A 24,876-nucleotide genomic window follows, 5' to 3' on the forward strand; every position below is an offset into this window, starting at 1 on the left:
GTGGGGGAAGAGCAAAAGTATCTCGAATACCTGAAGCGGGTGACGGCCGATCTCCGGCGCACACGTCGTCAGCTCCAGGTGGCGGAGATGCGCGAGCGCGAGCCCATCGCGATCGTCGCGATGGCCTGCCGCTACCCGGGCGGCGTGAGCTCGCCGGCCGACCTGTGGCGGCTGGTGACCCGCGGCGGTGACGCCATCACCGGTTTCCCCGAGGACCGCGGCTGGCCGGCCGGGTCCGGCTACGCCGACGAGGGCGGATTCGTCGACGGGGTGGCCGAGTTCGACGCCGCGCTGTTCGGCATCTCCCCGCGCGAGGCCCTGGCCATGGACCCGCAGCAGCGGCTGCTGCTGGAATCCGCCTGGGAGGTCGTGGAGCGGGCCGGGATCGACCCGCGCTCGCTCTCCGGCAACCGGGTCGGCGTCTTCGTCGGCGCCTCCGCCTCCGGCTACGCCGAGGGCGCCCACTCCCTGCCCGAGGGCGCCGCCACCCACCTGGCCATCGGCAACGCGGCCAGCGTGGTGTCCGGCCGGGTCGCGTACGCGCTGGGCCTGGAGGGCCCGGCCGTCACCGTCGACACGGCCTGCTCCTCCTCCCTGGTCGCCCTGCACCTGGCCGTCCACGCGCTGCGCGCGGGCGACTGCGAGCTGGCGCTGGCCGGCGGCGTCACGGTGATGTCCTCGCCGAGCGTCTTCGCGGAGTTCAGCCGCCTCGACGGCCTGGCCGGCAACGGGCGCTGCAAGGCCTTCGCCGAGGGCGCCGACGGCACCGGCTGGGGCGAGGGCGTCGGCCTGCTGATGGTCGAACGGCTCTCCGACGCCCAGCGGCTGGGGCACCCGGTGCTCGCCGTGGTGCGCGGCAGCGCCGTCAACCAGGACGGCGCCTCCAACGGCCTGACAGCCCCCAACGGTCCGTCCCAGCAGCGGGTGATCCGTCAGGCGCTGGCCGGCGCGGGGCTCTCCCCGGCCGACGTGGACGCGGTCGAGGCGCACGGCACCGGCACCCGGCTCGGCGACCCGATCGAGGCCCAGGCCCTGCTCGCCACGTACGGGCGGGAGCGTGCCGAGGGCGGCCCGCTGTGGCTGGGCTCGGTCAAGTCCAACATCGGGCACACCCAGGCCGCGGCCGGTGTGGCGGGTGTGATCAAGATGGTGCAGGCGATCCACCACGGCCTGCTGCCGGCCACCCTGCACGTGGACGCGCCCACCTCGCACGTGGACTGGAGCGAGGGCGGCGTCGAGCTGCTCACCGAGGCCCGGTCGTGGCCGGAGACCGACCACCCCCGCCGGGCCGGCGTCTCCTCGTTCGGCATCAGCGGCACCAACGCGCACGTGATCATCGAGGCGGCGCCCGCGCCCGCCGAGCCGCAGGCCGAGGGCGAGGGCGAGGCCGGGCCGGACGCCGACGCCGAGCCGACCGCCCAGGCCTCCCAGGCCGACCCGGCCCCGTCGGCCCCTTCGGCGCCCGCGCCCGCCGCCGGCCGGCCGGCGCTGTGGCCGCTCTCCGGCAAGGGCGCGGCCGGGCTGCGCGCCCAGGCCGGCCGACTGCGCGCCCACCTCGCCGAGACCGAGGCGCCCGACCCCGTCGACCTCGCCTGGTCGCTCGCCACCACCCGCGCGGGCCTGGACCACCGCGCGGTGGTCCTCGGCGACCTGCTCCCGGGCCTGGACGCGCTCGCCGGGGGCGACCCGGCCGCGGCGGTGACCGGCGTGGTGGGCGAGGGCCGCTGCGCCTTCCTGTTCACCGGCCAGGGCTCGCAGCGCGCCGCGATGGGCCGCGGGCTGTACGAGGCCTTCCCCGCCTTCGCCGAGGCCTTCGACGCCGTCTGCGCCGAACTGGACCGCCACCTCGACGGATCGGTCAAGGAAGCGGTCTTCACCGGCCGCGGCCTCGACCTGACGATGTGGACCCAGGCCGGCCTGTTCGCCGTCGAGGTCGCCGGCTTCCGGCTGCTCGAATCCTGGGGCGTGGCCCCCGACTTCCTGCTCGGCCACTCCGTCGGCGAACTCGCCGCGGCGCACTGCGCGGGCGTCCTCACGCTCGCGGACGCCTGCGCCGTGGTGGCCGCGCGCGGCCGGCTGATGCAGGCGCTGCCGTCCGGCGGCGCGATGCTCGCCGTCCGGGCCACCGAGGCGGAGGCCGTCGAGGCGATCGCCGGACGCGCCGACGTCGCGGCGGTCAACGGGCCGTCCTCGGTCGTGGTCTCCGGCACCGCGGAGGTGATCGACGAACTGGCCGCCCGCTGGGCGGCCGAGGGCCGCAGGACGAGCCGGCTGACGGTCTCGCACGCCTTCCACTCCGCGCTGATGGAGCCGATGCTCGCGGACTTCCGCGCGGTGCTGGAGACGGTCTCCTTCGCCCGCCCCCGGATCGCGATCGTCTCCAACCTGACCGGAGCCGTCGCCGCACCCGACCTGCTCACCACCCCGGAGTACTGGGTGCGGCACGTGCGCGAGGCCGTCCGGTTCGCCGACGGCGCCGCCTGCCTGGCCGCCCGGGGCGTGACCCGCTTCGTCGAGCTCGGCCCGGACGGCGTGCTCTGCGGGATGGCCCAACAGGCCGGTGCCGAGGGCGTGTTCGCCCCGGTGCTGCGTCGCGATCGGGACGACGCCGAGTCGGCGCTGACCGCACTGGCCCGGATCTGGACGGCCGGCGTCGAGGTCGACTGGCGCACCGTGCTGCCCGAGGGCCGCCGGGTGGAGCTGCCGACGTACGCCTTCCAGCGCGAGCGCTACTGGCCGCAGAGCATGGCGGCGCCGGTCGGCCCGCCGCGCGAGGCCTCGGACCAGGACGTCCGGTTCTGGGCGGCGGTGGAGCGCGCGGACCTCACCGAGCTGGCCACCACCCTGAAGCTGGAGGAGGCCCCCGGCCTGCTGGACGAGGTGGTCCCCGCGCTGGCCGCCTGGCGGCGCTCCCAGCGGCAGGAGTCGACCGTCGACTCGTGGCGCTACCAGGTCACCTGGAAGCCGCTGACGGGCCTCGGCGACACCGCCCCGCTCACCGGTGACTGGCTGCTGTCCGCCGACCCCGGGGACGGGCGGGCGGAGGCCGTCGAGCAGGCTCTGCGGGCCGCTGGCGCCACCGTCCTGCGCTGCGCCCCCGGGGCGTGGCCGACGGCCGGCCCGGCCGGCGTGGTCGGCGTGGTCGCGCTGCCGGCCGGCGCCGACCCGGCCGCCGAGGCGCTGGCGGCCGTCCAGGGCCTCGGCGAGGCGGGCATCGACGCACCGCTGTGGCTGCTCACCTCCGGCGCCGTCTCGGTGGGCCGGTTCGACCCGCCGAGCGACCCGTCGGCGGCCCGGGTGTGGGGGCTCGGCCGCGTCGCCGCCCTGGAACTCCCCGACCGCTGGGGCGGGTTGATCGACCTTCCGGCCACCCTGGACGCCCGGGCCGGCGCCCGGCTCGCCGCGGTGCTGGCCGGCGCCACGGGCGAGGACCAGGTCGCCGTGCGCGGCTCCGCCGGCTACGGACGCCGGCTGACCCGCCCGGAGCCGACCCGGACCGCCGAACGGCCGTGGACCCCCTCGGGCACGGTGCTGGTCACCGGCGGCACCGGCGCCCTGGGCGCGGCCGTCGCCCGCTGGCTGGCCGAACGCGGAGCGCCGCACCTGCTGCTGCTCGCCCGGCGCGGCGCCGCCGCCCCGGGCGCCGAGGACCTGGTCGCCGAGCTGACCGCCACCGGCACCCGGGTCACCGTCGAGGCCTGCGACGTCGCGGACCGGGAGGCGCTGGCCGCGGTGCTCGCGCGGATCCCGGCCGACCTCCCGCTGACCGGGGTGGTGCACGCCGCCGGGGTGGCGGCGCACGGCCCGATCGAGGAGCTGCGCCCCGCCGACCTGGCCGCCGTCGTCGACGGCAAGGCGGCCGGCGCCGCACACCTCGACGAACTCACCGACGGCCTGGACCTGTTCGTCACCTTCTCCTCGATCGCGGCGACCTGGGGCAGCGGCGGCCAGGCCGCCTACGCGGCCGGCAACGCCCACCTGGACGCGCTGGTCGACAACCGCCGCAGCCGCGGCCTGTCCGGCACCTCGATCGCCTGGGGCCCCTGGGCCGAGGCCGGGATGGCCGTCCGCGGCGAGGCGGCCGACTTCCTGCGCCGCCGCGGGCTGAACGCGCTCGACCCGGCCCTCGCCGTCCGCGCCCTGGCGCGGGCCGTGGACCACGGCGAGGGCTGCGTGACCGTCGCCGACGTCGACTGGGGGCTGTTCGCCCCGGCCTTCACCCTGGGCCGCCCCAGCCCGCTGCTGGCCGACCTGCCCGAGGCGGCGCAGCCGGTCGAGGGGGAGGGCTCCGACTTCGAGCTGGGCACCGCGCTGCGGCAGCGGCTCACCGCCGGGCCCGCCGGTCAGCGCCACCAGGTGCTGGTGGACCTGGTCCGGGAGCGCGCGGCCGCCGTGCTGGGCCACCGCACCGCCGAGGCGGTCGACCCCGAGCAGGTCTTCCGCGACCTCGGCTTCGACTCGCTGACCGCCGTCGAACTGCGCAACCTGCTGAACGCGGAGACCGGCCTCCGGCTGCCCGCCACCCTGGTCTTCGACCACCCGACGCCGACCGCCCTGGCCGCGTACCTGCTCGGCGAACTGTTCGACGAGCCGGACGCGCCGGCGGCGCCCACCCGTGCCGCGGCCGACGCCGTCGACGCCGACGACGACCCAGTCGTGATCGTCGGCATGAGCTGCCGCTACCCCGGCGGGGTGGAGTCCCCCGACGACCTGTGGCGGCTGGTGTCCGAGGGCGAGGACGGCGTCACCGGCTTCCCCGCCGACCGCGGCTGGGACCTCACCGACGACGAGGGCTCGTACGCCCGGCAGGGTGGCTTCGTCGCCGGGGCGACCGGCTTCGACGCGGCGCTGTTCGGCATCTCCCCGCGCGAGGCGCTGGCCATGGACCCCCAGCAGCGGCTGCTGCTGGAGGCCGCCTGGGAGGTCCTCGAATCGGCGGGGCTGGACCCGCGCTCCGTCCAGGGCGCGCAGATCGGCGTGTTCGCCGGAGCGTCCAACTCCGGCTACGGCACCGGCGGCCTCGGGCTGGCGGGCGCCGAGGGGCACCTGCTGTCCGGCACCGCCAACAGCGTCATCTCCGGCCGGGTCGCGTACACCTTCGGCCTCGAAGGGCCCGCCGTCACCGTCGACACCGCCTGCTCCTCCTCGCTGGTCGCCCTGCACCTGGCCGTGCAGGCGGTGCAGCGCGGCGAGTGCGAGCAGGCCCTGGCCGGCGGCGTGACAGTGATGGTCTCCCCGGCGGCCTTCGGTGAGTTCGACCGCCAGGGCGGGCTCTCCTCGACCGGACGCTGCCGCTCCTACGCGGGCGCCGCCGACGGAACGGGCTGGGGCGAGGGCGTCGGCCTGCTGCTGATCGAGCGGCTCTCCACCGCCCGGCGCGAGGGCCACCGGGTGCACGCGGTGATCCGGGGCAGCGCGGTCAACCAGGACGGCGCCTCCAACGGCCTCACCGCGCCCAACGGCCCCGCGCAGCAGCGGGTGATCCGGCAGGCGCTGGTCAACGCGGGCCTGTCCACCCGGGACGTCGACCTGGTCGAGGGCCACGGCACCGGCACGGTGCTGGGCGACCCGATCGAGGTCCAGGCGCTGCTGGCCACGTACGGTCAGGGACGGCCGGAGGACGGCCCGCTGCTGCTCGGCTCGATCAAGTCCAACATCGGCCACACCCAGGCCGCCGCGGGCGCGGCCGGCGTGATCAAGATGGTGCAGGCGCTGCGCCACGGGATCATGCCCGCCACGCTGCACGTGGACCAGCCCAGCCCGCAGGTGGACTGGTCGCGCGGCGCGGTGGAACTGCTCACCGAGGCCCGGTCCTGGCCCGAGCTGGACCGGCCGCGCCGGGCCGCCGTCTCCTCCTTCGGCATCAGCGGCACCAACGCCCACGTCATCATCGAGCAGCCCCCGGCCGTCGAGGCCGAGCGGGCCCCGACCCCCGCGCTCGCGCTGCTGCCGCTCTCCGCCCACACCCGGGACGGCCTGCGGGCCCAGGCGCAGCGGCTGCGCACCTTCCTCGCCGACACGGACGCCGACCCGCGCGACACCGGCCACGCGCTCGCCACCACCCGTGCCGCGCTGGAGCACCGCGCGGTGCTGGTCGGCGACGACCGGACGGAACTCCTCGGCCGGCTGGCCGACTTCGACGGCACGACGGCCGCCACCGCGGTCCCCGGCGGCACCGCCTTCCTGTTCACCGGCCAGGGGGCCCAGCGGGCCGGCATGGCCGAGGAGCTGTACACGCGCTTCCCGGTGTTCGCGGACGCCTTCGACGCGGTCTGCGCCGAACTGGACCCGGCGCTGGACCGGCCGGTCCGCGAGGTGGCGGCCGACGGCGTGGACCTGAACCTGACCGGCTACGCCCAGACCGCTCTGTTCGCGGTCGAGGTCGCCACCTTCCGGCTGCTCGAATCCTGGGGCGTGGTGCCGAACCTGCTGCTCGGGCATTCGATCGGCGAGGTCGCGGCGGCGCACTGCGCCGGGGTGTTCTCGCTGGCGGACGCCTGCCGGCTGGTCGCGGCCCGGGCCCGGCTGATGCAGGCGCTCCCGAGCGGCGGCGCGATGCTCGCGGTGCGGGCCGAGGAGGCGGAGGTCCGCGAGGTCCTGGCCGGCCGGGCCGACGTCGCCGCGGTCAACGGGCCCGCCGACCTGGTGGTCTCCGGCGAAGCGGCGGTGATCGACGAACTCGCCGCCCGCTGGCGGGCCGAGGGGCGCCGGACCGCGCGGCTGGCGGTCTCGCACGCCTTCCACTCGGCGCTGATGGAGCCGATGCTCGCGGACTTCCGCGCGGTGCTGGAGACGATCACCTTCGAGGCGCCGCGGATCGCGATCGTCTCCAACCTGACCGGCGCCCTCGCGGACGCCGACACCCTGGGCACGCCGGACTACTGGGTGCGCCACGTCCGGGAGACCGTCCGGTTCGCCGACGGCGTGGCCTGCCTGCGCGAGCACGGCGTCCGCAGGTTCATCGAGCTGGGGCCGGACGGTGTGCTCTGCGGCATGGCCCAACTGACCGTCACCGACGGGGTGTTCGTGCCGATGCAGCGTCGGGACCGGACCGGCGCGGAGGCGGTCGCGGAGACCGTCGGCGCGCTGTGGACGGCCGGCGTCGCGCTGGACTGGCGGGCCGTGCTGGGCGGCGGCCGGCGGGTCGAGCTGCCGACGTACGCCTTCCAGCGCGAGCGGTACTGGCCCGAACCGGGCCCCGTCCCTGCGCCCGCCAACGGCGCCGTGGACGCCCTGGACGCCCGGTTCTGGGACGCGGTCGAGCGTGCGGACCTGGGCGAGCTGGCGAGCACCCTCGCCGTCGAGTCGGCGGGCGAGCTGGAGCCGCTGCTGCCCGTGCTGTCCTCCTGGCGCCGCCGTCGCCGGGCCGACGCCGTCGTCAACTCCTGGCGCTACCGCGTCACCTGGAAGCCGGTCACGGACGGGCTCGGTGCGGGCGCGCTCACCGGAACGTGGCTGGTCGTGCTGCCGGACGGGGCCGACGGTGCTGCCGGGACCGACGGGGCGGGCGAAGCGGCCGGGCCGGCCGGCGGGCTGCCCGCGGCGCTGCGGGCCGCCGGGGCCGAACTGGTCGAGTTCCGCTGCGACCCGGTGGCCGAGGGCCGGGCGGCGCTGGCCGGACGGCTCGCGGAACTGCCCGCCGAGTACGCGGGCGTGCTGTCGCTGAGCGCGCTCGGCCCGGACGGGCTGACCGCCTCGGTGGTCCTGCTCCAGGCGCTCGGCGACGCCGCGATCGGCGCGCCGCTCTGGACCGTCACCAGCGGCGCGGTGTCGGTGGGCGGCTCCGACCCGCTGCGCGATCCGCTCCAGGCCCAGGTGTGGGGCGCCGGGCGGGTCGCCGCGCTGGAGCACCCGGACCGCTGGGGCGGGCTGGTCGACGTTCCCGCCGCCGTGGACGGCCGGGTCGCCGCCCGGCTGGCCTCGGTGCTCACCGGTGACCAGGGCCTGGACCAGGTCGCCGTGCGCCCCGCCGGGGTCTACTCCCGCCGGCTGGTCCGGGCGGCCGTCGAGGACGTCCCGGCCGAGCCGTGGACCCCCTCGGGCACGGTGCTGGTGACCGGTGGAACGGGGGCGCTGGGCGCGGAGGTGGCGCGCTGGCTGGCCGGCCGGGGCGTTCCCCGTCTGGTGCTGACCAGTCGGCGCGGTTCGGCGGCCGAGGGCGTGGACGCGCTGGTGGCCGAACTGACCGGGCTCGGTGCCCGGGTGACGGTCGCCGCCTGCGACGCCGCCGACCGGGCGGCGCTGGCGGCGGTGCTCGACGCGATCCCGGCCGAGTTCCCGCTGACCGGCGTGGTGCACGCGGCCGGCGTCGCCGAGACCGCACCGCTGGACTGGACCGGCCCCGCGGACGTGCGCTCGTCCACCGGTGGCAAGGTCACCGGCGCGGCACACCTGGACGAGCTCACCGCCGGGCTGGACCTGGATCTGTTCGTCACCTTCTCCTCCATCGCGGGCGTCTGGGGCAGCGGCGGGCAGGGGCTCTACGCCGCCGCCAACGCCTACCTGGACGCGCTGGTCCAGCAGCGGCGCTCGCGCGGCCTGGCGGGTCTCTCGGTGGCCTGGGGCCCCTGGGCCGAGGCCGGGATGGCGGTGCGCGGCGAGGCGGAGGACTTCCTGCGCAAGCGCGGACTGCCCGCCCTCGACCCGAAGCTGGCCGTCACCGCGCTCGCCGGGGCGGTGGACCGGCGGGAGACCTGCGCGGTGGTCGCGGACGTGGACTGGGAGCGGTTCGCCCCGGCGTTCACCTCCAGCCGCCCCAGCCCGCTGCTGGCCGACCTGCCCGAGGCGGCCCAGCGGCCGGCCGCGGAGGAGCCCGCCGCCGAGGGCGGCACCGCCCTGGTGCGCAGGCTCGCGGCGGCCCCGGTCCCGCAGCGGGGCCGGATCCTGCTGGACCTGGTGCGGGCGCGGGCCGCCACGGTGCTCGGACACGGCACCGCCGAGGCCGTCGGAGCGGACCGGGCCTTCCGGGACCTGGGCTTCACCTCGCTGACCGCGGTGGAACTGCGCAACGCCCTGGGCACCGAGACGGGCCTGGCACTGCCGGCCACCCTGGTCTTCGACCACCCGACCCCGAGCGAGCTGGCCGAGCACCTGGCCGGTGAACTGCTGGACGACCTGGACGGCCCGGACGGCCCGGAAGCCGCCCCGGAGGCGGTCCGGGTCGACGGCGGGGCCGCTCCCGGCACCGACGACCCGATCGTGATCGTCGGGATGAGCTGCCGCTACCCCGGCGGCATCGCCTCCCCGAACGAGCTGTGGGAGCTGGTCGCCACCGGCGCCGACGGCATCTCCGGCTTCCCCGTCGACCGCGGCTGGGCGTTCGCGGACGCCGAGGACTCGTACGCCCGGCAGGGCGGTTTCGTCGCCGGGGCGACCCGCTTCGACGCGGGCCTGTTCGGCATCTCGCCGCGCGAGGCGCTGGCGATGGACCCGCAGCAGCGGCTGCTGCTGGAAGCCGCCTGGGAGGCCTTCGAGTCCGCCGAGCTGGACCCGCGCTCGATGCGCGGCCGGCAGATCGGTGTCTTCGTCGGCGCCTCCTCCTCCGGCTACGGCGGGGGCGGCGCGCACGGCTTCGAGGGAGCCGAGGGGCACCTGCTCTCCGGCACCGCCAACAGCGTGATCTCGGGCCGGGTCGCCTACTCCTTCGGCCTGGAGGGACCGGCGGTGACGGTGGACACCGCCTGCTCGTCGTCCCTGGTGGCACTCCACCTGGCGGCCCAGGCGGTGCAGCGCGGCGAGTGCGCGATGGCGCTCGCGGGCGGTGTCACGGTGATGGTCTCGCCCGCCACCTTCGGCGAGTTCGACCGCCAGGGCGGGCTCGCCTCGGACGGCCGCTGCAAGGCCTTCGCGGCCGCGGCGGACGGCACGGGCTGGGGCGAGGGCGTCGGCGTGCTGCTGGTCGAGCGGCTGTCGGACGCCCGGCGGTTCGGGCACCGGGTGCTGGCGCGGGTGCGCGGCAGCGCCGTCAACCAGGACGGCGCCTCCAACGGCCTCACCGCGCCCAACGGCCCCGCGCAGGAGCGGGTGATCCGCCAGGCCCTGGCCACCGCCGGACTGACCACCGCCGACGTGGACGTGGTCGAGGCGCACGGCACCGGCACCCGCCTCGGCGACCCGATCGAGGCGCAGGCGCTGCTGGCCACCTACGGTCAGGGGCGACCGGAGGGCAGCCCGCTGCTGCTGGGCTCGATCAAGTCCAACATCGGGCACACCCAGGCCGCCGCCGGCGTCGCCGGGATCATCAAGATGGTCATGGCGATGCGTCACGGCGTCCTCCCGGCCACCCTGCACGTGGACGAGCCCACCCCGCACGTCGACTGGTCGGCGGGCGCGGTGGAACTGCTGACGCAGGCCCGGCCGTGGCCGGAGGACGGCCGGCCGCGCCGTGCGGGTGTGTCCTCCTTCGGCATCAGCGGCACCAACGCCCACGTCATCATCGAGGCCGTGCCGAGCCCCGCCCCGGCCGAGCGGACGGCGGCGGCGCCGCCGGTGGTCCCCTGGCTGCTGTCGGGCAGGACCGAACCCGCCCTGCGGGCCCAGGCCGAGCGGCTCGCGGCCTTCCTCGGCTCCGGCGACGGGGCCGACGGTCGGCCGCAGCCGGACCCGGCCGACCTCGGCCACGCCCTGCTCGGCCGGGCCGCGCTCGCCCACCGCGCGGTGGTGCTCGGAGCGGACGCGGCGGACCTCGCCGAGGGGCTCGACACCGTGGCGGCGGGCACCCCGTCGGCGCACGTGGTCGCCGGTGCGACGGTCGAAGGCCAGACGGCGTTCCTGTTCACGGGACAGGGCGCGCAGCGGGTCGGCATGGGCCGGGGCCTGTACGAGGCGTTCCCGGTGTTCGCGGCGGCCTTCGACGCGGTCTGCGCGGAGCTGGACCTGCTCCTCGACCGGCCGGTCGGGGACGTGGTGTTCGACGGGGCGGCGGACCTGGACCGTACGGTGTGGGCGCAGGCCGGGCTGTTCGCGGTCGAGGTCGCTTCGTACCGCCTGCTCGAATCCTGGGGCGTGGTCCCCGACTTCCTGCTCGGGCACTCGATCGGCGAGATCGCCGCCGCCCACGTCGCCGGGGTCTTCTCGCTGCCGGACGCGTGCGCCCTGGTGGCGGCGCGCGGCCGGCTGATGGACGCGCTGCCGAGCGGCGGGGCGATGCTGGCGGTCGAGGCCGCCGAGGCGGAGGTGCGTTCGGAGATCGGTGACCGCCTGGACGTGGCGGCCGTCAACGGCCCGACCTCGGTGGTGGTTTCCGGGCCGGCGGAGGTGGTGGAGGAGTTCGCGGCCCGGTGGAAGGCCGAGGGGCGCCGGATCCGCCGGCTGACCGTCTCGCACGCGTTCCACTCGGCGCTGATGGAGCCGATGCTGTCCGAATTCGCTTCGGTGCTGGCCGGGTTGACCTTCGCCGAGCCGCGCGTTCCGATCGTGTCGAACCTGACCGGCGGGATCGCCGAGCCCGGGCTGCTCACCACTCCCGACTACTGGGTGCGCCAGGTCCGTGAGGCGGTCCGCTTCGCCGACGGCGTCGCCCACCTCGACGGGCAGGGCGTCACCCGCTACGTCGAGCTGGGGCCGGACGGCGTGCTGAGCGGGCTGGCGCAACAGTCCGTGTCCGAAGGGGTGTTCGCCCCCGTCGCCCGCCGCGACCGGGAGGACGTGGACACCGCGCTGCGCGCGCTGGCCCGGATCTGGGTCGCCGGCGCGGACGTCGACTGGCGGGCCGTGCTGCCGGCCGGCCGACGGCTCGAACTGCCGACGTACGCCTTCCAGCACGAGCGCTACTGGCCGGAGGCGGTCCCGCCGGTCGGCGATCCGGGTACGGTCGGCCTGGAGCCCGTCGGCCACCCGCTGCTCAGCGCCGCAGTCCAACTGGCCGGTGACAACGGCCTGTTGCTGACCGGACGGCTGTCGGTGGCCACGCACCCGTGGCTGGCCGACCACGTCATCCTGGACCGGGTGGTGGTGCCCGGCGCCGCACTGGTCGAGATGGTCTGGGCGGCCGGCCGCCGGGCCGGCTCCCCGGCGATCCGGGAGCTGGTCCTGCGCACGCCCCTGGTGCTGCCCGAGCACGCCGGGGTGCAGATCCAGGTGAGCGTGAGCGCCGCCGGCGAGACCGGTGAGCGCACCGTCGAGGTCTACTCGCGGCCCGAGGGCACCGGCGACGCCGTCTGGATCAGCCACGCGGCCGGACTCCTGGCCGACGAGGCCGCCGCCGCCGACGCCGCACCGGACCTCACCGTCTGGCCGCCGGCCGGTGCCACGGCGCTGCCGCTGGAGGGCTTCTACGAGGCTCTGGCCGAGGTCGGGTACGGCTACGGTCCGGTGTTCCGGGGCCTGGGTGCGGCCTGGCGGGTGGGTGAGACCGTCTGTGCGGAGGTCGCGCTGCCCGAGGCGGTGGCGGGTGAGGCGGGCGGTTTCGGTCTGCACCCGGCGCTGCTGGACGCGGCACTGCACGCGGTCGGGCTCTCCCCGGCCACCCAGGCCGGGGGCACCCGGCTGCCGTTCGCCTGGACGAGTGCCCGACTGGACGCGGTGGGTGCTTCGGTGCTCCGGGTGCGGGTCGAGGGTACGGCGGACGGCGTCTCGCTGCTCCTCGCCGACGGCGTGGGCGAGCCCGTCGCGACCGTCGCATCGCTCGCCATGCGGGAGGTTTCGGCGGAGGCGCTTCGGCCGGTCGGTGAAGGCGGGCCGGAGGCGTTGTTCGCGGTGGACTGGGTTCCGGTTCCGGTGCCGGTTTCGGCGGGTCCGGAGGGTGCGGGTTCGTCGGAGTGGGTGGCGATCGGTGAGGTCGCCGGTGTGCGGGGGTTCGTCGATGTGGCGGGCCTGGTGGGGGAGTTGGAGGCCGGTGGGTCGGCGGTGCCGCCGGTGGTGGTGCTGCCGGTGCCGGTCGAGGGTGATGTGTATGCGCTGACGGCCCGGGTGCTGGGTGTGGTGCAGGAGTGGTTGGCGGAGGAGCGTTTCGGCTCTTCGCGTCTGGTGGTGCTGACGCGTGGGGCGGTTGCGGTTCCCGCCGGTGGTGGGGCTGATCCGGTGCAGGCGGCGGTGTGGGGTCTGCTGCGTTCGGCGCAGACGGAGAATCCGGACCGGATCGTGCTGGTGGACCTGGATCCGGATGCGCTGGATGGTTCGGAGGGGTTGTGGCCGGCGGTGGTCGTCGGTGGTGAGCCGCAGGCGGCGATCCGGGGTGGCGAGGTGTCGGTGCCGCGTCTGGTGCGGGCCTCTGCTCTGCAACTGGCGGAGACTCCGGTGGAGTTGGATGCCGACGGGACGGTGCTGATCACGGGTGGTACGGGGACGCTGGGCGGGCTGTTGGCCCGGCATCTGGCGGCCGTGCACGGTGTGCGGCACCTGACCCTGTTGAGCCGTCGTGGCGCGGACAGTCCGGCCGTGAGTGAACTGCTTGCCGATCTGGGCGAGTTGGGAGCCGAGGCCGAGGTCGTCGCGTGCGATGCGGCCGACCGGGCGGCCCTGTCCCGGGTGCTGGACGGTCTTTCCCGTCCGTTGGCGGGTGTGGTGCATGCGGCGGGTGTGCTGGACGACGGGGTGTTCGGTGCGTTGACGCCGGAGCGTGTGGCGGCGGTGCTGCGTCCGAAGGTGGAGGCGGCGCTGAATCTGGACGAGTTGACGGCGGATCTGGAGCTGCCGTTGTTCGTGCTGTACTCGTCGGTGGCGGCGACGTTCGGTTCGGGTGGTCAGGCCAACTACGCGGCCGCGAACGCTTTCCTGGACGCGCTGGCGGCCCGCCGGGTGGCTGCGGGCCGGGCGGGTCAGTCGTTGGCGTGGGGTCTGTGGGAGCAGGCCAGTGAGCTGACCGGCCATCTCTCCTCGGCGCGCAGCGGTTCCGGTCTGCCGACCGCGCAGGCGCTGGCCCTGTTCGACCGGGCGATCACCCTGCCCGTACCGCACCTCCTGCCGACGGTCCTGGACCTGGCCGCCGCGCAGGCCGTCTCCACCCATGGGGTGCCCCCGCTGCTGCGCGGCCTGATCCGGCCGTCCGCCCGGCGGGCCGCCGACCGGGGCGCGGGCGCGGAGTCCGGACTTCTGGCCCGGCTGCGGCCGCTGCCGGCCGAGGAACGGCGCGCGCAGCTGCTGGAGCTGGTCCGCGGCAGCGCGGCCACCGTGCTCGGCCACGGCGCCACCGACGCGGTCGGCCCCCGGCACGCGTTCCGGGAGCTCGGCTTCGACTCGCTGACCGCCGTGGAGCTGCGCAACGGGCTGAACGCCGTCACCGGGCTGCGGCTGCCGGTGACCCTGGTCTTCGACTACCCGACCCCGGCCGTACTGGCCGAGCACCTCGACGAGCTGCTCTTCGAGCGGGCAGCCCCCGTGGCGCCGCTCGTCGAGACAGCCGTGGACACCGGCGAGCCCATCGCGATCATCGGCATGAGCTGCCGCTTCCCCGGCGGCGCGGACAACCCCGAGCGGCTCTGGCGACTGCTGGCCGAGGGCTTCGACGGCGTGACCGCTTTCCCGGCCGACCGCGGCTGGGAGATCGAGGTCGCCGACGCCACCTACACGCCGCGCGGCGGCTTCCTGCACGACGCCGCCGACTTCGACGCCGGGCTGTTCGGGATCTCGCCGCGCGAGGCGCTGGCGATGGACCCGCAGCAGCGGCTGCTGCTGGAGGCCTCCTGGGAGGCCTTCGAGGCCGCCGGCCTGGACCCGATGTCCATGCACCGGTCCTCCACCGGCGTCCTGGTCGGCGCCTCGGCGTTCGGCTACGGCGCCGGGATGGACCTGCCGGAGTCGGAGGGGCACCTGATGACGGGTGCCGCCACCAGCATCCTCTCCGGCCGCGTCTCGTACGTGTTCGGTCTGGAGGGCCCGGCCGTCACCGTGGACACCGCCTGCTCCTCCTCCCTGGTGGCGATGCACTGGGCGATCCAGGCGCTGCAGCGCGGCGAGTGCGCGATGGCACTGACCGGCGGTGTGACCGTGATGTCCACCCCGGGGGTGTTCGCCGAGTTCGACCGGCAGGACGGCCTGGCCTCGGACGGACGCTGCAAGGCATTCTCCGCCGGGGCGGACGGCACCGTCTGGTCCGAGGGCGTCGGCGTGCTGGTGCTCCAGCGCCTCTCCGACGCCCGTCGGGACGGCCACCGGGTGCTCGCGGTGATCCGCGGCAGCGCGGTCAACCAGGACGGCGCCTCCAACGGGCTCACCGCGCCGAACGGCCCCTCCCAGGAGCGGGTGATCCGGCAGGCGCTGGCCTCCGCGCGGCTCGCCCCGTCCGAGGTGGACGTGGTGGAGGCGCACGGCACCGGCACTCCGCTCGGGGACCCGATCGAGGCCCAGGCGCTGTTGTCGACCTACGGCCAGGACCGGCCGGCCGACCGGCCGCTGTGGCTGGGCTCGATCAAGTCCAACATCGGCCACACCCAGTCGGCGGCCGGTGTCGCGGGCGTCATCAAGATGGTGCAGGCGATGCGCCACGGCGTCCTCCCGGCTACGTTGCACGTGGACGAACCGACCTTGCACGTGGACTGGTCGGCGGGTGCGGTGGAACTGCTGACGCAGGCCCGGCCGTGGCCGGAGGACGGTCGCCCGCGTCGCGCGGGCGTCTCCTCCTTCGGTATCAGCGGCACCAACGCCCACGTCATCCTGGAGCAGGGCGACCCGTCGCCCGCGCCGGAACCGGTGGAGAACAACGGCCCGGTGCTCTGGCCGGTCTCCGCGAAGACCCCGGAGGGGCTGCGCGGACAGGCGGCGAGGCTGGCCGAGTTCGCGGCGACCGGGCCCGACCCGGCGGCCGCGGGGCACGCGCTGGCCGTCACCCGGGCGGCGCTGGAACACCGCGCGGTGGCCGTCGGTGACACGGCTGCCGCGATCGGGGCAGGCCTGACCGCGCTGGCCGAGGGCCGGCCCGGCGAGGGCGTGGTCTCGGGTACGGCGGTCGAGGGCCGGACGGCGTTCCTGTTCACGGGGCAGGGTGCGCAGCGGGTCGGGATGGGGGCCGGGCTGTACGCGCGGTTCCCGGTGTTCGCGGCGGCCTTCGACGCGGTCTGCGCGGAGCTGGACGGGAGGCTCGGGCGGTCGGTTCGCGAGGTCGTCCTCGACGGCGTCGAGGATCTGGACCGGACGGTGTGGGCGCAGGCCGGGCTGTTCGCGGTCGAGGTGGCGTCGTTCCGGCTGCTCGAATCCTGGGGCGTGACGGCCGACTTCCTGCTCGGGCACTCGATCGGTGAGGTGGCGGCCGCCCATGTGGCGGGCGTGTTCTCGCTGGCCGACGCCTGTGCGCTGGTGGCGGCACGTGGCCGGCTGATGGACGCGCTGCCCGAGGGCGGGGCGATGCTGGCGGTGCAGGCCACCGAGGCCGAGATCCGCGAGACGATCGGCGACCGCCTGGACGTGGCGGCCGTCAACGGCCCGACCTCTGTGGTGGTTTCCGGTCCGACCGGGGTGGTCGACGAGTACGCGGCCCGCTGGAAGGCCGAGGGTCGCAAGACCCGCAGGCTGACGGTCTCGCACGCTTTCCACTCGGCGCTGATGGAGCCGATGCTGTCCGAATTCTCTTCGGTGCTGGCCGGGTTGACCTTCGCCGAGCCGCGCGTTCCGATCGTGTCGAATCTGACCGGCGGGATCGCCGAGCCCGGGCTGCTCACCACCCCCGACTACTGGGTGCGCCAGGTCCGCGAGGCCGTCCGCTTCGCCGACGGCGTCGCCCACCTCGACGGGCAGGGCGTCACCCGCTACGTCGAGCTGGGCCCGGACGCGGTGCTGACCGGCCTGGCCGGACAGGCGGTTGCCGAGGCCGTGTTCGCGCCGCTGCTGCGCCGTGAGCGGGAGGAGTCGGGCACCGCGCTGACCGCCCTGGCCCGGCTCTGGACGGCCGGCGTGGACGTGGACTGGCCGGCCGTGCTGCCGGCCGGTCGACGGCTCGAACTGCCGACGTACGCCTTCCAGCGCGAGCGCTACTGGCCGCGCCCGGCCGTTCGGTCCGGGGACGCCGGTTCGGTCGGCCAGTTGTCGGCCGGCCACCCGATGCTCGGCGCTGCGGTTCAACTGGCCGGAGACAACGGCCTGTTGCTGACCGGACGGCTGTCGCTCGCCATCCACCCGTGGCTCGCGGACCACGCGGTCCAGGGCCAGGCGCTGGTGCCGGGGACGGCCTTCGTGGACATGGCGCTGCGCGCGGGCGAGCAGATCGACCGCCCGGTCCTGGAGGAGCTGGTGCTCCAGGCGCCGCTGCCGCTGCCCGAGCAGGGCGGCGTGCACCTCCAGGTGCGGGTGGCGGCCCCGGGCGAGGAGGGCGACTGCCGGGTGGAGATCCACGCCCGGCCGGACGCCGGCGGGGCCGCGCCGTGGATCTGCCACGCGGTGGGAACCCTGACCGCGCAGGAGCGGGCGCCGGAGTTCGATCTGGCCGTCTGGCCGCCGGCCGGTGCCACGGTGCTGTCGCTGGAGGGTTTCTACGAGGCTCTGGCCGAGGTCGGGTACGGCTACGGTCCGGTGTTCCGGGGTCTGGGTGCGGCCTGGCGGGTGGGTGAGACCGTTTACGCGGAGGTCGCGCTGCCCGAGGCGGTGGCGGGTGAGGCGGGCGGTTTCGGTCTGCACCCGGCGCTGCTGGACGCGGCACTGCACGTCAGTGGTCTGGTCGAGGCCGAGGGCGGGGCGACACGACTGCCCTTCGCCTGGACCGGCGTCCAGCTGCATGCCGTCGGGGCATCCGCGCTGCGCGTCGCCGTGAGTCCGGCGGCCGACGGTGTGGCGATCCTGGCCGCCGACGAACTCGGTGTTCCTGTCGCGTCCGTGGGTTCCCTGGTACTGCGGGAGGTTTCGGCGGAGGCGCTTCGGCCGGTCGGTGAGGGTGGGCCGGAGGCGTTGTTCGCGGTGGACTGGGTGCCGGTTCCGGCAGGTCCGGAGGGTGCGGGTTCGTCGGGTTGGGTGGCGATCGGTGAGGTCGCCGGTGTGCGGGGGTTCGTCGATGTGGCGGGCCTGGTGGGGGAGTTGGAGGCCGGTGGGTCGGCGGTGCCGCCGGTGGTGGTGCTGCCGGTGCCGGTCGAGGGTGATGTGTATGCGCTGACGGCCCGGGTGCTGGGTGTGGTGCAGGAGTGGTTGGCGGAGGAGCGTTTCGGCTCTTCGCGCCTGGTGGTGCTGACGCGTGGGGCGGTTGCGGTTCCTGCCGCTGGTGGGGCTGATCCGGTGCAGGCGGCGGTGTGGGGTCTGCTGCGTTCGGCGCAGACGGAGAATCCGGACCGGATCGTGCTGGTGGACCTGGATCCGGATGCGCTGGATGGTTCGGAGGAGTTGTGGCCGGCGGTCGTCGGCGGTGGTGAGCCGCAGGCGGCGATCCGGGGTGGCGAGGTGTCGGTGCCGCGTCTGGTCCGGGCCTCCTCCCTGCAACTGGCGGAGACTCCGATGGAGTTGGATGCCGACGGCACGGTGCTGATCACGGGTGGTACGGGGACGCTGGGCGGGTTGCTGGCCCGGCATCTGGCGGCCGTGCACGGTGTGCGGCACCTGACCCTGTTGAGCCGTCGTGGTGCGGACAGTCCGGCCGTGAGCGAACTGCTCGCCGATCTGGGCGAGTTGGGTGCCGAGGCCGAGGTCGTCGCGTGCGATGCGGCCGACCGGACGGCCCTGTCCCGGGTGCTGGACGGTCTTTCCCGTCCGTTGGTGGGTGTGGTGCATGCGGCGGGTGTGCTGGACGACGGGGTGTTCGGCGCCCTGACGCCGGAGCGTGTGGCGGCGGTGCTGCGTCCGAAGGTGGAGGCGGCGCTGAATCTGGACGAGTTGACGGCGGATCTGGAGCTGCCGTTGTTCGTGCTGTACTCGTCGGTGGCGGCGACGTTCGGTTCGGGTGGTCAGGCCAACTATGCGGCCGCGAACGCCTTCCTGGACGCGCTGGCGGCCCGCCGGGTGGCTGAGGGCCGGGCGGGTCAGTCGTTGGCGTGGGGTCTGTGGGAGCAGGCCAGTGAGCTGACCGGCCATCTCTCCTCGGCGCGCAGCGGTTCCGGTCTGCCGACCGCGCAGGCGCTGGCCCTGTTCGACCGGGCGATCACCCTGCCCGTACCGCACCTCCTGCCGGTGACCCTCGACCTCCGGGCGCCCCGGACGGGCGGGATCCCCCCGCTGTTCCGCGCCCTGGTGCGGGCCCCGAGGAGCCGCGCCGCCGAGCGCGGTGCCGGCGGCCGGGCCGCGGTGCTGGAGCAACTGCGGGGCCTGGACGCCGAGCAGCGCCGTGCCCGACTGCTGGACCTGGTGCGGGCCCATGTGGCGACCGTGCTCGGCCACGCCGGGGTGGACGCGGTCGGTGCGAAGCAGGCCTTCAAGGACCTCGGGCTGGACTCGCTGACCGCCGTGGAGCTGCGCAACGGGCTGAACGCCGCGACCGGGCTGCGACTGCCCGCGACCCTGGTCTTCGACTACCCGACCCCGGACGCGCTGGCCGACCACCTCGCCGAGGCGCTGTCCGAGCGGGTGGCGCAGGCCCCCGCCCCGACCGCGCCCGTCCTCGCCGCGAACGCCGACGAGCCGATCGCGATCGTCGGCATGAGCTGCCGCTACCCCGGGGGCGCCAACGACCCCGAGCAGCTGTGGCGCCTGCTGGCCGAGGGCTTCGACGGGGTGACCCCGTTCCCGGCGGACCGCGGCTGGCGGGTCGGGGACGCGTCCTACGCCCCGCGCGGCGGCTTCCTGGACGACGTCGCGGGCTTCGACGCCGAGCTGTTCGGGATCTCGCCGCGCGAGGCCCTGGTGATGGACCCGCAGCAGCGCATCCTGCTGGAGGCCTCCTGGGAGGCCTTCGAGGCCGCCGGCCTGGTCGCCCCGGAGCTGCGCGGCTCCCCGACCGGTGTGTTCGTCGGGGCGTACGCCTCGACCTACGGTGTGGGCGCCCAGCTCCCGCCCGGGGCGGAGGGCTACCTGCTGACCGGGACCTCGATGAGCGTGGTCTCCGGCCGGGTGGCGTACACCTTCGGCCTGGAGGGCCCGGCCGTCACGGTGGACACCGCCTGCTCCTCCTCCCTGGTGGCGATGCACCTGGCCGCGCAGGCGCTGCGGCGCGGCGAGTGCGAGCTGGCGCTGGCCGGCGGCGTGGCCGTCCTGGCCGGTCCGAACATCTTCGCCGAGTTCGACCGGCAGGGCGGACTGGCCTCCGACGGCCGGTGCAAGCCCTTCGCCTCGGCGGCGGACGGCACCACGTGGTCCGAGGGCGTCGGGGTGCTGGTGCTGGAGCGGCTCTCCGACGCGCTGCGCAACGGCCGTGAGATCCATGCGGTGATCCGCGGCAGCGCGGTCAACCAGGACGGCGCCTCCAACGGGCTCACCGCCCCCAACGGGCCGTCCCAGCAGCGGGTGATCCGCCAGGCGCTGGCCGACTCCCGGCTGCTCGCCGCCGAGGTGGACGTGGTCGAGGCGCACGGCACCGGCACCAGTCTGGGCGACCCGATCGAGGCCCAGGCGCTGCTGGCGACCTACGGCCAGGACCGGCCGGCCGACCGGCCGCTGTGGCTGGGCTCGATCAAGTCCAACATCGGCCACACCCAGGCCGCGGCCGGTGTCGCGGGCGTCATCAAGATGGTGCAGGCGATGCGCCGCGGTGTCCTGCCCGCCACCCTGCACGTGGACGAGCCGACCCACCACGTGGACTGGTCGGCCGGGGCGGTCGAGCTGCTGACCGAGGCGCGCCCCTGGCCCGAGGCCGACCGGCCGCGCCGCGCGGGCGTGTCCTCCTTCGGCATCAGCGGCACCAACGCGCACATCATCCTGGAGTCCGCCCCGAGCCCGGCCGGGCCGACCACCACGGGCCACGGCCCGATGGAGCCGATCGGCGCGGGCCGCGGACCGGCGGGCCCGACGACCACGGGCGAGGGCCCGGTGGTGTGGCCGCTCTCCGGTGGGACCCAGGCCGCCCTGCGTGAGCAGGCGCGCTCCCTGCGCGCCCACCTGGCGGCGGCGTCCGCACCCGAACCGGCCGACGTGGCCTGGTCGTTGGCGACCACCCGGGCCGAACTGGAGCACCGGGCCGTCGCCGTCGGACGGGACGGCGCGGACCTGCTGCGCCAGCTCGACCGGCTCGCGGCCGAGGAGGAGGCACCGGCGGCCGCGGGCGGCCCCGGGCGACTCGCCTTCCTCTTCACCGGGCAGGGCGCGCAGCGGGCCGGGATGGGCCGGGGGCTGTACGAGGCCTCCCCGGTGTTCGCGGCGGCCTTCGACGCGGTCTGCGCGGAGCTGGACCGGTGGCTCGACCGGCCGGTCAAGGACGTGGTCTTCGAGGGCGTCGACCTGGACCGGACGATGTGGGCGCAGGCCGGCCTGTTCGCCGTCGAGGTCGCCCTGTACCGCTGGGCGGAGTCCTGCGGCCTGGTCCCGGACTTCCTGCTGGGCCACTCGATCGGCGAGGTGGCCGCCGCCCACGCGGCGGGCGTGTTCTCGCTGGCCGACGCCTGCGCCCTGGTGGCCGCGCGCGGCCGGCTGATGCAGGCGCTGCCCGAGGGCGGCGCGATGCTCGCCGTGCAGGCCGCCGAGGCCGAGGTGCGGGCGGAGATCGGCGACCGGCTGGATGTCGCCGCCGTCAACGGCCCGAGCTCGGTGGTGGTTTCGGGTCCGACGGAGGTGGTCGAGGAGTTCGCCGGGCGCTGGGCGGCCGAGGGCCGTCGGACGAGCCGGCTGACCGTCTCGCACGCCTTCCACTCGGCCCTGATGGAGCCGATGCTGCCCGAATTCACCGAGGTGCTGGCCGGGTTGACCTTCAACGAGCCGCGGATCCCGATCGTCTCCAACCTGACCGGCGCGGTGGTCGACCCCGAGGAGATCCGGACGCCCGGGTACTGGGCCCGCCATGTGCGCGGCACCGTCCGGTTCGCCGACGGCATCGCGTACCTCTTCGGCCGGGGCGTCACCCGCCACCTGGAGCTCGGCCCGGACGGCGTGCTCTGCGGCATGGCCCAGCAGTCCGTCACCGAGGGCGTGTTCGTCCCGGTGCTGCGCCGCGGCGAACCCGAGGAGGCCGGGACGGCGCTGCGCGCGCTCGGCCGGCTCTGGGCGGCCGGCGTCGAGGTCGACTGGCCGGCCGTGCTGCCGGCCGGACGCCGGGTGCCGCTGCCGACCTACGCCTTCCAGCGGACCAGGTTCTGGCTGGAGCCCGCCACCGGCGTGGGCGACGTGGGCGGCGTCGGCCAGAGCGCGGCGGACCACCCGCTGCTCGGCGCGACGGTCGCGCTGGCCGGCGGGGACGAGGTGCTGCTGACCGGACGGCTGTCGCTCGCCACCCAGCCCTGGCTGGCGGACCACGCCGTCCTCGGCCGGGTGCTGGTGCCCGGGACGGCGTTCGTGGAGATGGCGCTGCGGGCCGGGGAGCAGGTCGGCTCGACGATCCTGCGCGAACTGCTCGTGCAGTCCGCGCTGCCCCTGCCGGCCACCGGCGGGGTGCAGGTCCAGGTGCGGGTGGCCGCCCCGGAGGAGAACGGCGACCGCCGGGTGGAGATCCACGCCCGGCCGGACGAGGGCGAGGCGCCGTGGGTGCGTCACGCGACCGGCGTCCTGGGCGCCGGGGGCGCGGTGCGGGAACACGACCTCGCCGCGCAGGAGTACGACCTTGCGGCCTGGCCGCCGCCGGGCGCCGAACCACTGGCGCTGGACGGCTTCTACCCGGCCCTCGCCGAGGGCGGGTACGGCTACGGGCCGGCCTTCCAGGGGGTCCGGGCGGCCTGGCGCGACGGCGCGACGGTCTACGCCGAGGTGGCACTGCCCGAGGAGGCGGCCGCGGCCGCGCCCGGGTTCGGGCTGCACCCGGCGCTGCTGGACGCGGCGCTGCACGTGATCGGCTTCGTCGAGGCCGGCGGCCCGGTGCCCCGTGTGCCGTTCGCCTGGACCGGGGTCCGGCTGCACGCCACCGGCGCCACGGTGCTGCGCGTCGCGGTCACCCCGACCGAGGACGGCGTGCTGATCCGGACCGCCGACGGGATCGGCGCGCCGGTGGCCTCCGTCGACTCGCTGGTGCTCCGCGAGACCGCCGTCGAACAGCTGCCGGAGACCGGTCGACAGCCCGGCCGGGACTGGCTGTTCGCGGTCGAGTGGACGCCCGTGCCGGCCCTGGCGCCGGTGGACGCCTCCGCGTGGTGGGTGCTCGCCGGGGACGGGACGCCGGCCGTGGCCGGGGTGCCGGGCGAGCGGATCGACTCGCTGGCGGGACTGCCCGCCGGGGCGCTGGCACCCCCGGTGGTGGTGCTGCCCCTGGTGGCCGGTCCCGCCGCCGACACCGACACCGATGCCGCCGACACCGTCGGCGACGCGGGTGCCGCGCTCCGGGCAGCCTCCGAGACGCTGGCGACCGTCCAGCAGTGGCTCGCCGACGAGCGGTTCGATTCCTCCCGGCTGGTGGTGCTGACCTCCGGCGCCGTCGACCCGGCCGGCCGGGTGCGCGACCTGCCCGGCGCGGCGGTCTGGGGCCTGCTGCGCTCGGCCCAGTCCGAGCACCCGGACCGGTTCGTCCTGGTCGACGCGGACCCCGGGGACGACGCCTGGCACCCGTACGCGACCGGTGCCGAACCGCAGCTGGCGGTCCGGGACGGGAGGGTGCTGGTGCCCCGTCTGGCCCGGGCGCAGGCCGACACCGCGGCGCGCCCCGGCCCGGGAGCGCCGGCCGAGCCCGGGGGCACCGTCCTGGTCACCGGCGGCACCGGCGTGCTCGGCGGACTGGTGGCCCGCCACCTGGCCGCGGAGTACGGCGTGCGGCACCTGCTGCTGCTCAGCCGGCGCGGTGCGGACAGCCCCGGAGCCGCCGAACTGACGGCGGAACTGGCCGCCCTCGGCGCTCGCGCCGAGGTGGTGGCCTGCGACGCCGCCGACCGCGACGCGCTGGCCCGGGTGCTCGCCGCGATCCCGGCGGAGCGCCCGCTGCGCGGGGTGGTGCACACCGCCGGTGTGCTGGACGACGGCGTCGTCGAGTCGCTGACGCCCGACCGGGTCGCCACCGTGTTCCGTCCCAAGGCCGACGCGGCCGTGCACCTGCACGAGCTGACCGCGGGGACGGACCTGGAGCTGTTCGTGCTGTTCTCCTCGGCGGCCGGCACCTTCGGCTCGCCCGGCCAGGCGAACTACGCGGCGGCCAACTCCTTCCTGGACGCCCTCGCGGCGCGGCGCCGGTCGCTCGGGCTGCCGGGCCTCTCGCTCGCCTGGGGCGTCTGGGCGGAGGCCAGCGCGATGACCGGGCACCTCGGCGACCGGGCCGCCCGGCTCGGCGACGGGCTGACCGCGGAACAGGGCCTCGCGCTCCTGGACGCGGCGCTGGCCACCGACCGCGCCCACCTGGTGCCGGTCCGGCTCGACCTGCCGGCCCGGCCGGGCACCGCCGACAGCGCCGTCCCGGCCCTGCTGCGCGGACTGCTGCCCGGCGGCCCGCGCCGGGCGAGCGCGGCCGCCGACGGCCCCTCGCTGCCGCGGCAGCTGGCCGGCCGCACCCCCGCGGAGCAGGCCCGGATCGTCCTGGACGCCGTCCGGGCGGACGTCGCGCAGGTCCTCGGGCACGCCACGGCGGAGGCCGTCGCGCCCGACCGGGGCTTCGTCGACCTCGGCTTCGACTCGCTCACCGCGGTCGAACTGCGCAACCGGCTGTCCGCCCGCACCGGGCTGCGGCTGCCCGCGACGCTGGTGTTCGACCAGCCGTCGGCCGCCCGGGTCGCCGAGTACCTGACCGGGCGGATCGCCCCGCCGCGCACCTCGGCCGCCTCGCTCACCGACCGGGTGGAGCGGATCGAGGCCGAGCTGGCGGAGGCGGCCGAGGCGGAGCGGATCACGGTGGTCCGGCGCCTCCAGGCGCTGCTGGCCCGCTTCGAGGACGGCGCTCCCGCGGCCGGGTCGCCGGACGTGGTGGCCGGTCTGGACACCGCCACCGACGACGACCTCTTCGACTTCATCGACAAGGAACTGGGCGCCTCGTGACCC

Annotated in this window: 1 protein-coding gene; it reads left to right on the plus strand. The window is 76.1% G+C overall.

Features of this window, described 5'->3' with window-relative positions; genetic code table 11:
* Positions 1–24,873, plus strand: coding sequence for a type I polyketide synthase (locus tag ACFVUY_RS07775; RefSeq protein WP_387728106.1), 24,873 nt, complete (start codon positions 1–3; stop codon positions 24,871–24,873).
* Positions 24,874–24,876: the final 3 nt, after the last annotated feature.

Source organism: Kitasatospora sp. NPDC058063 (assembly GCF_042885395.1).
Lineage (GTDB): Bacteria > Actinomycetota > Actinomycetes > Streptomycetales > Streptomycetaceae > Kitasatospora > Kitasatospora lactacystinica.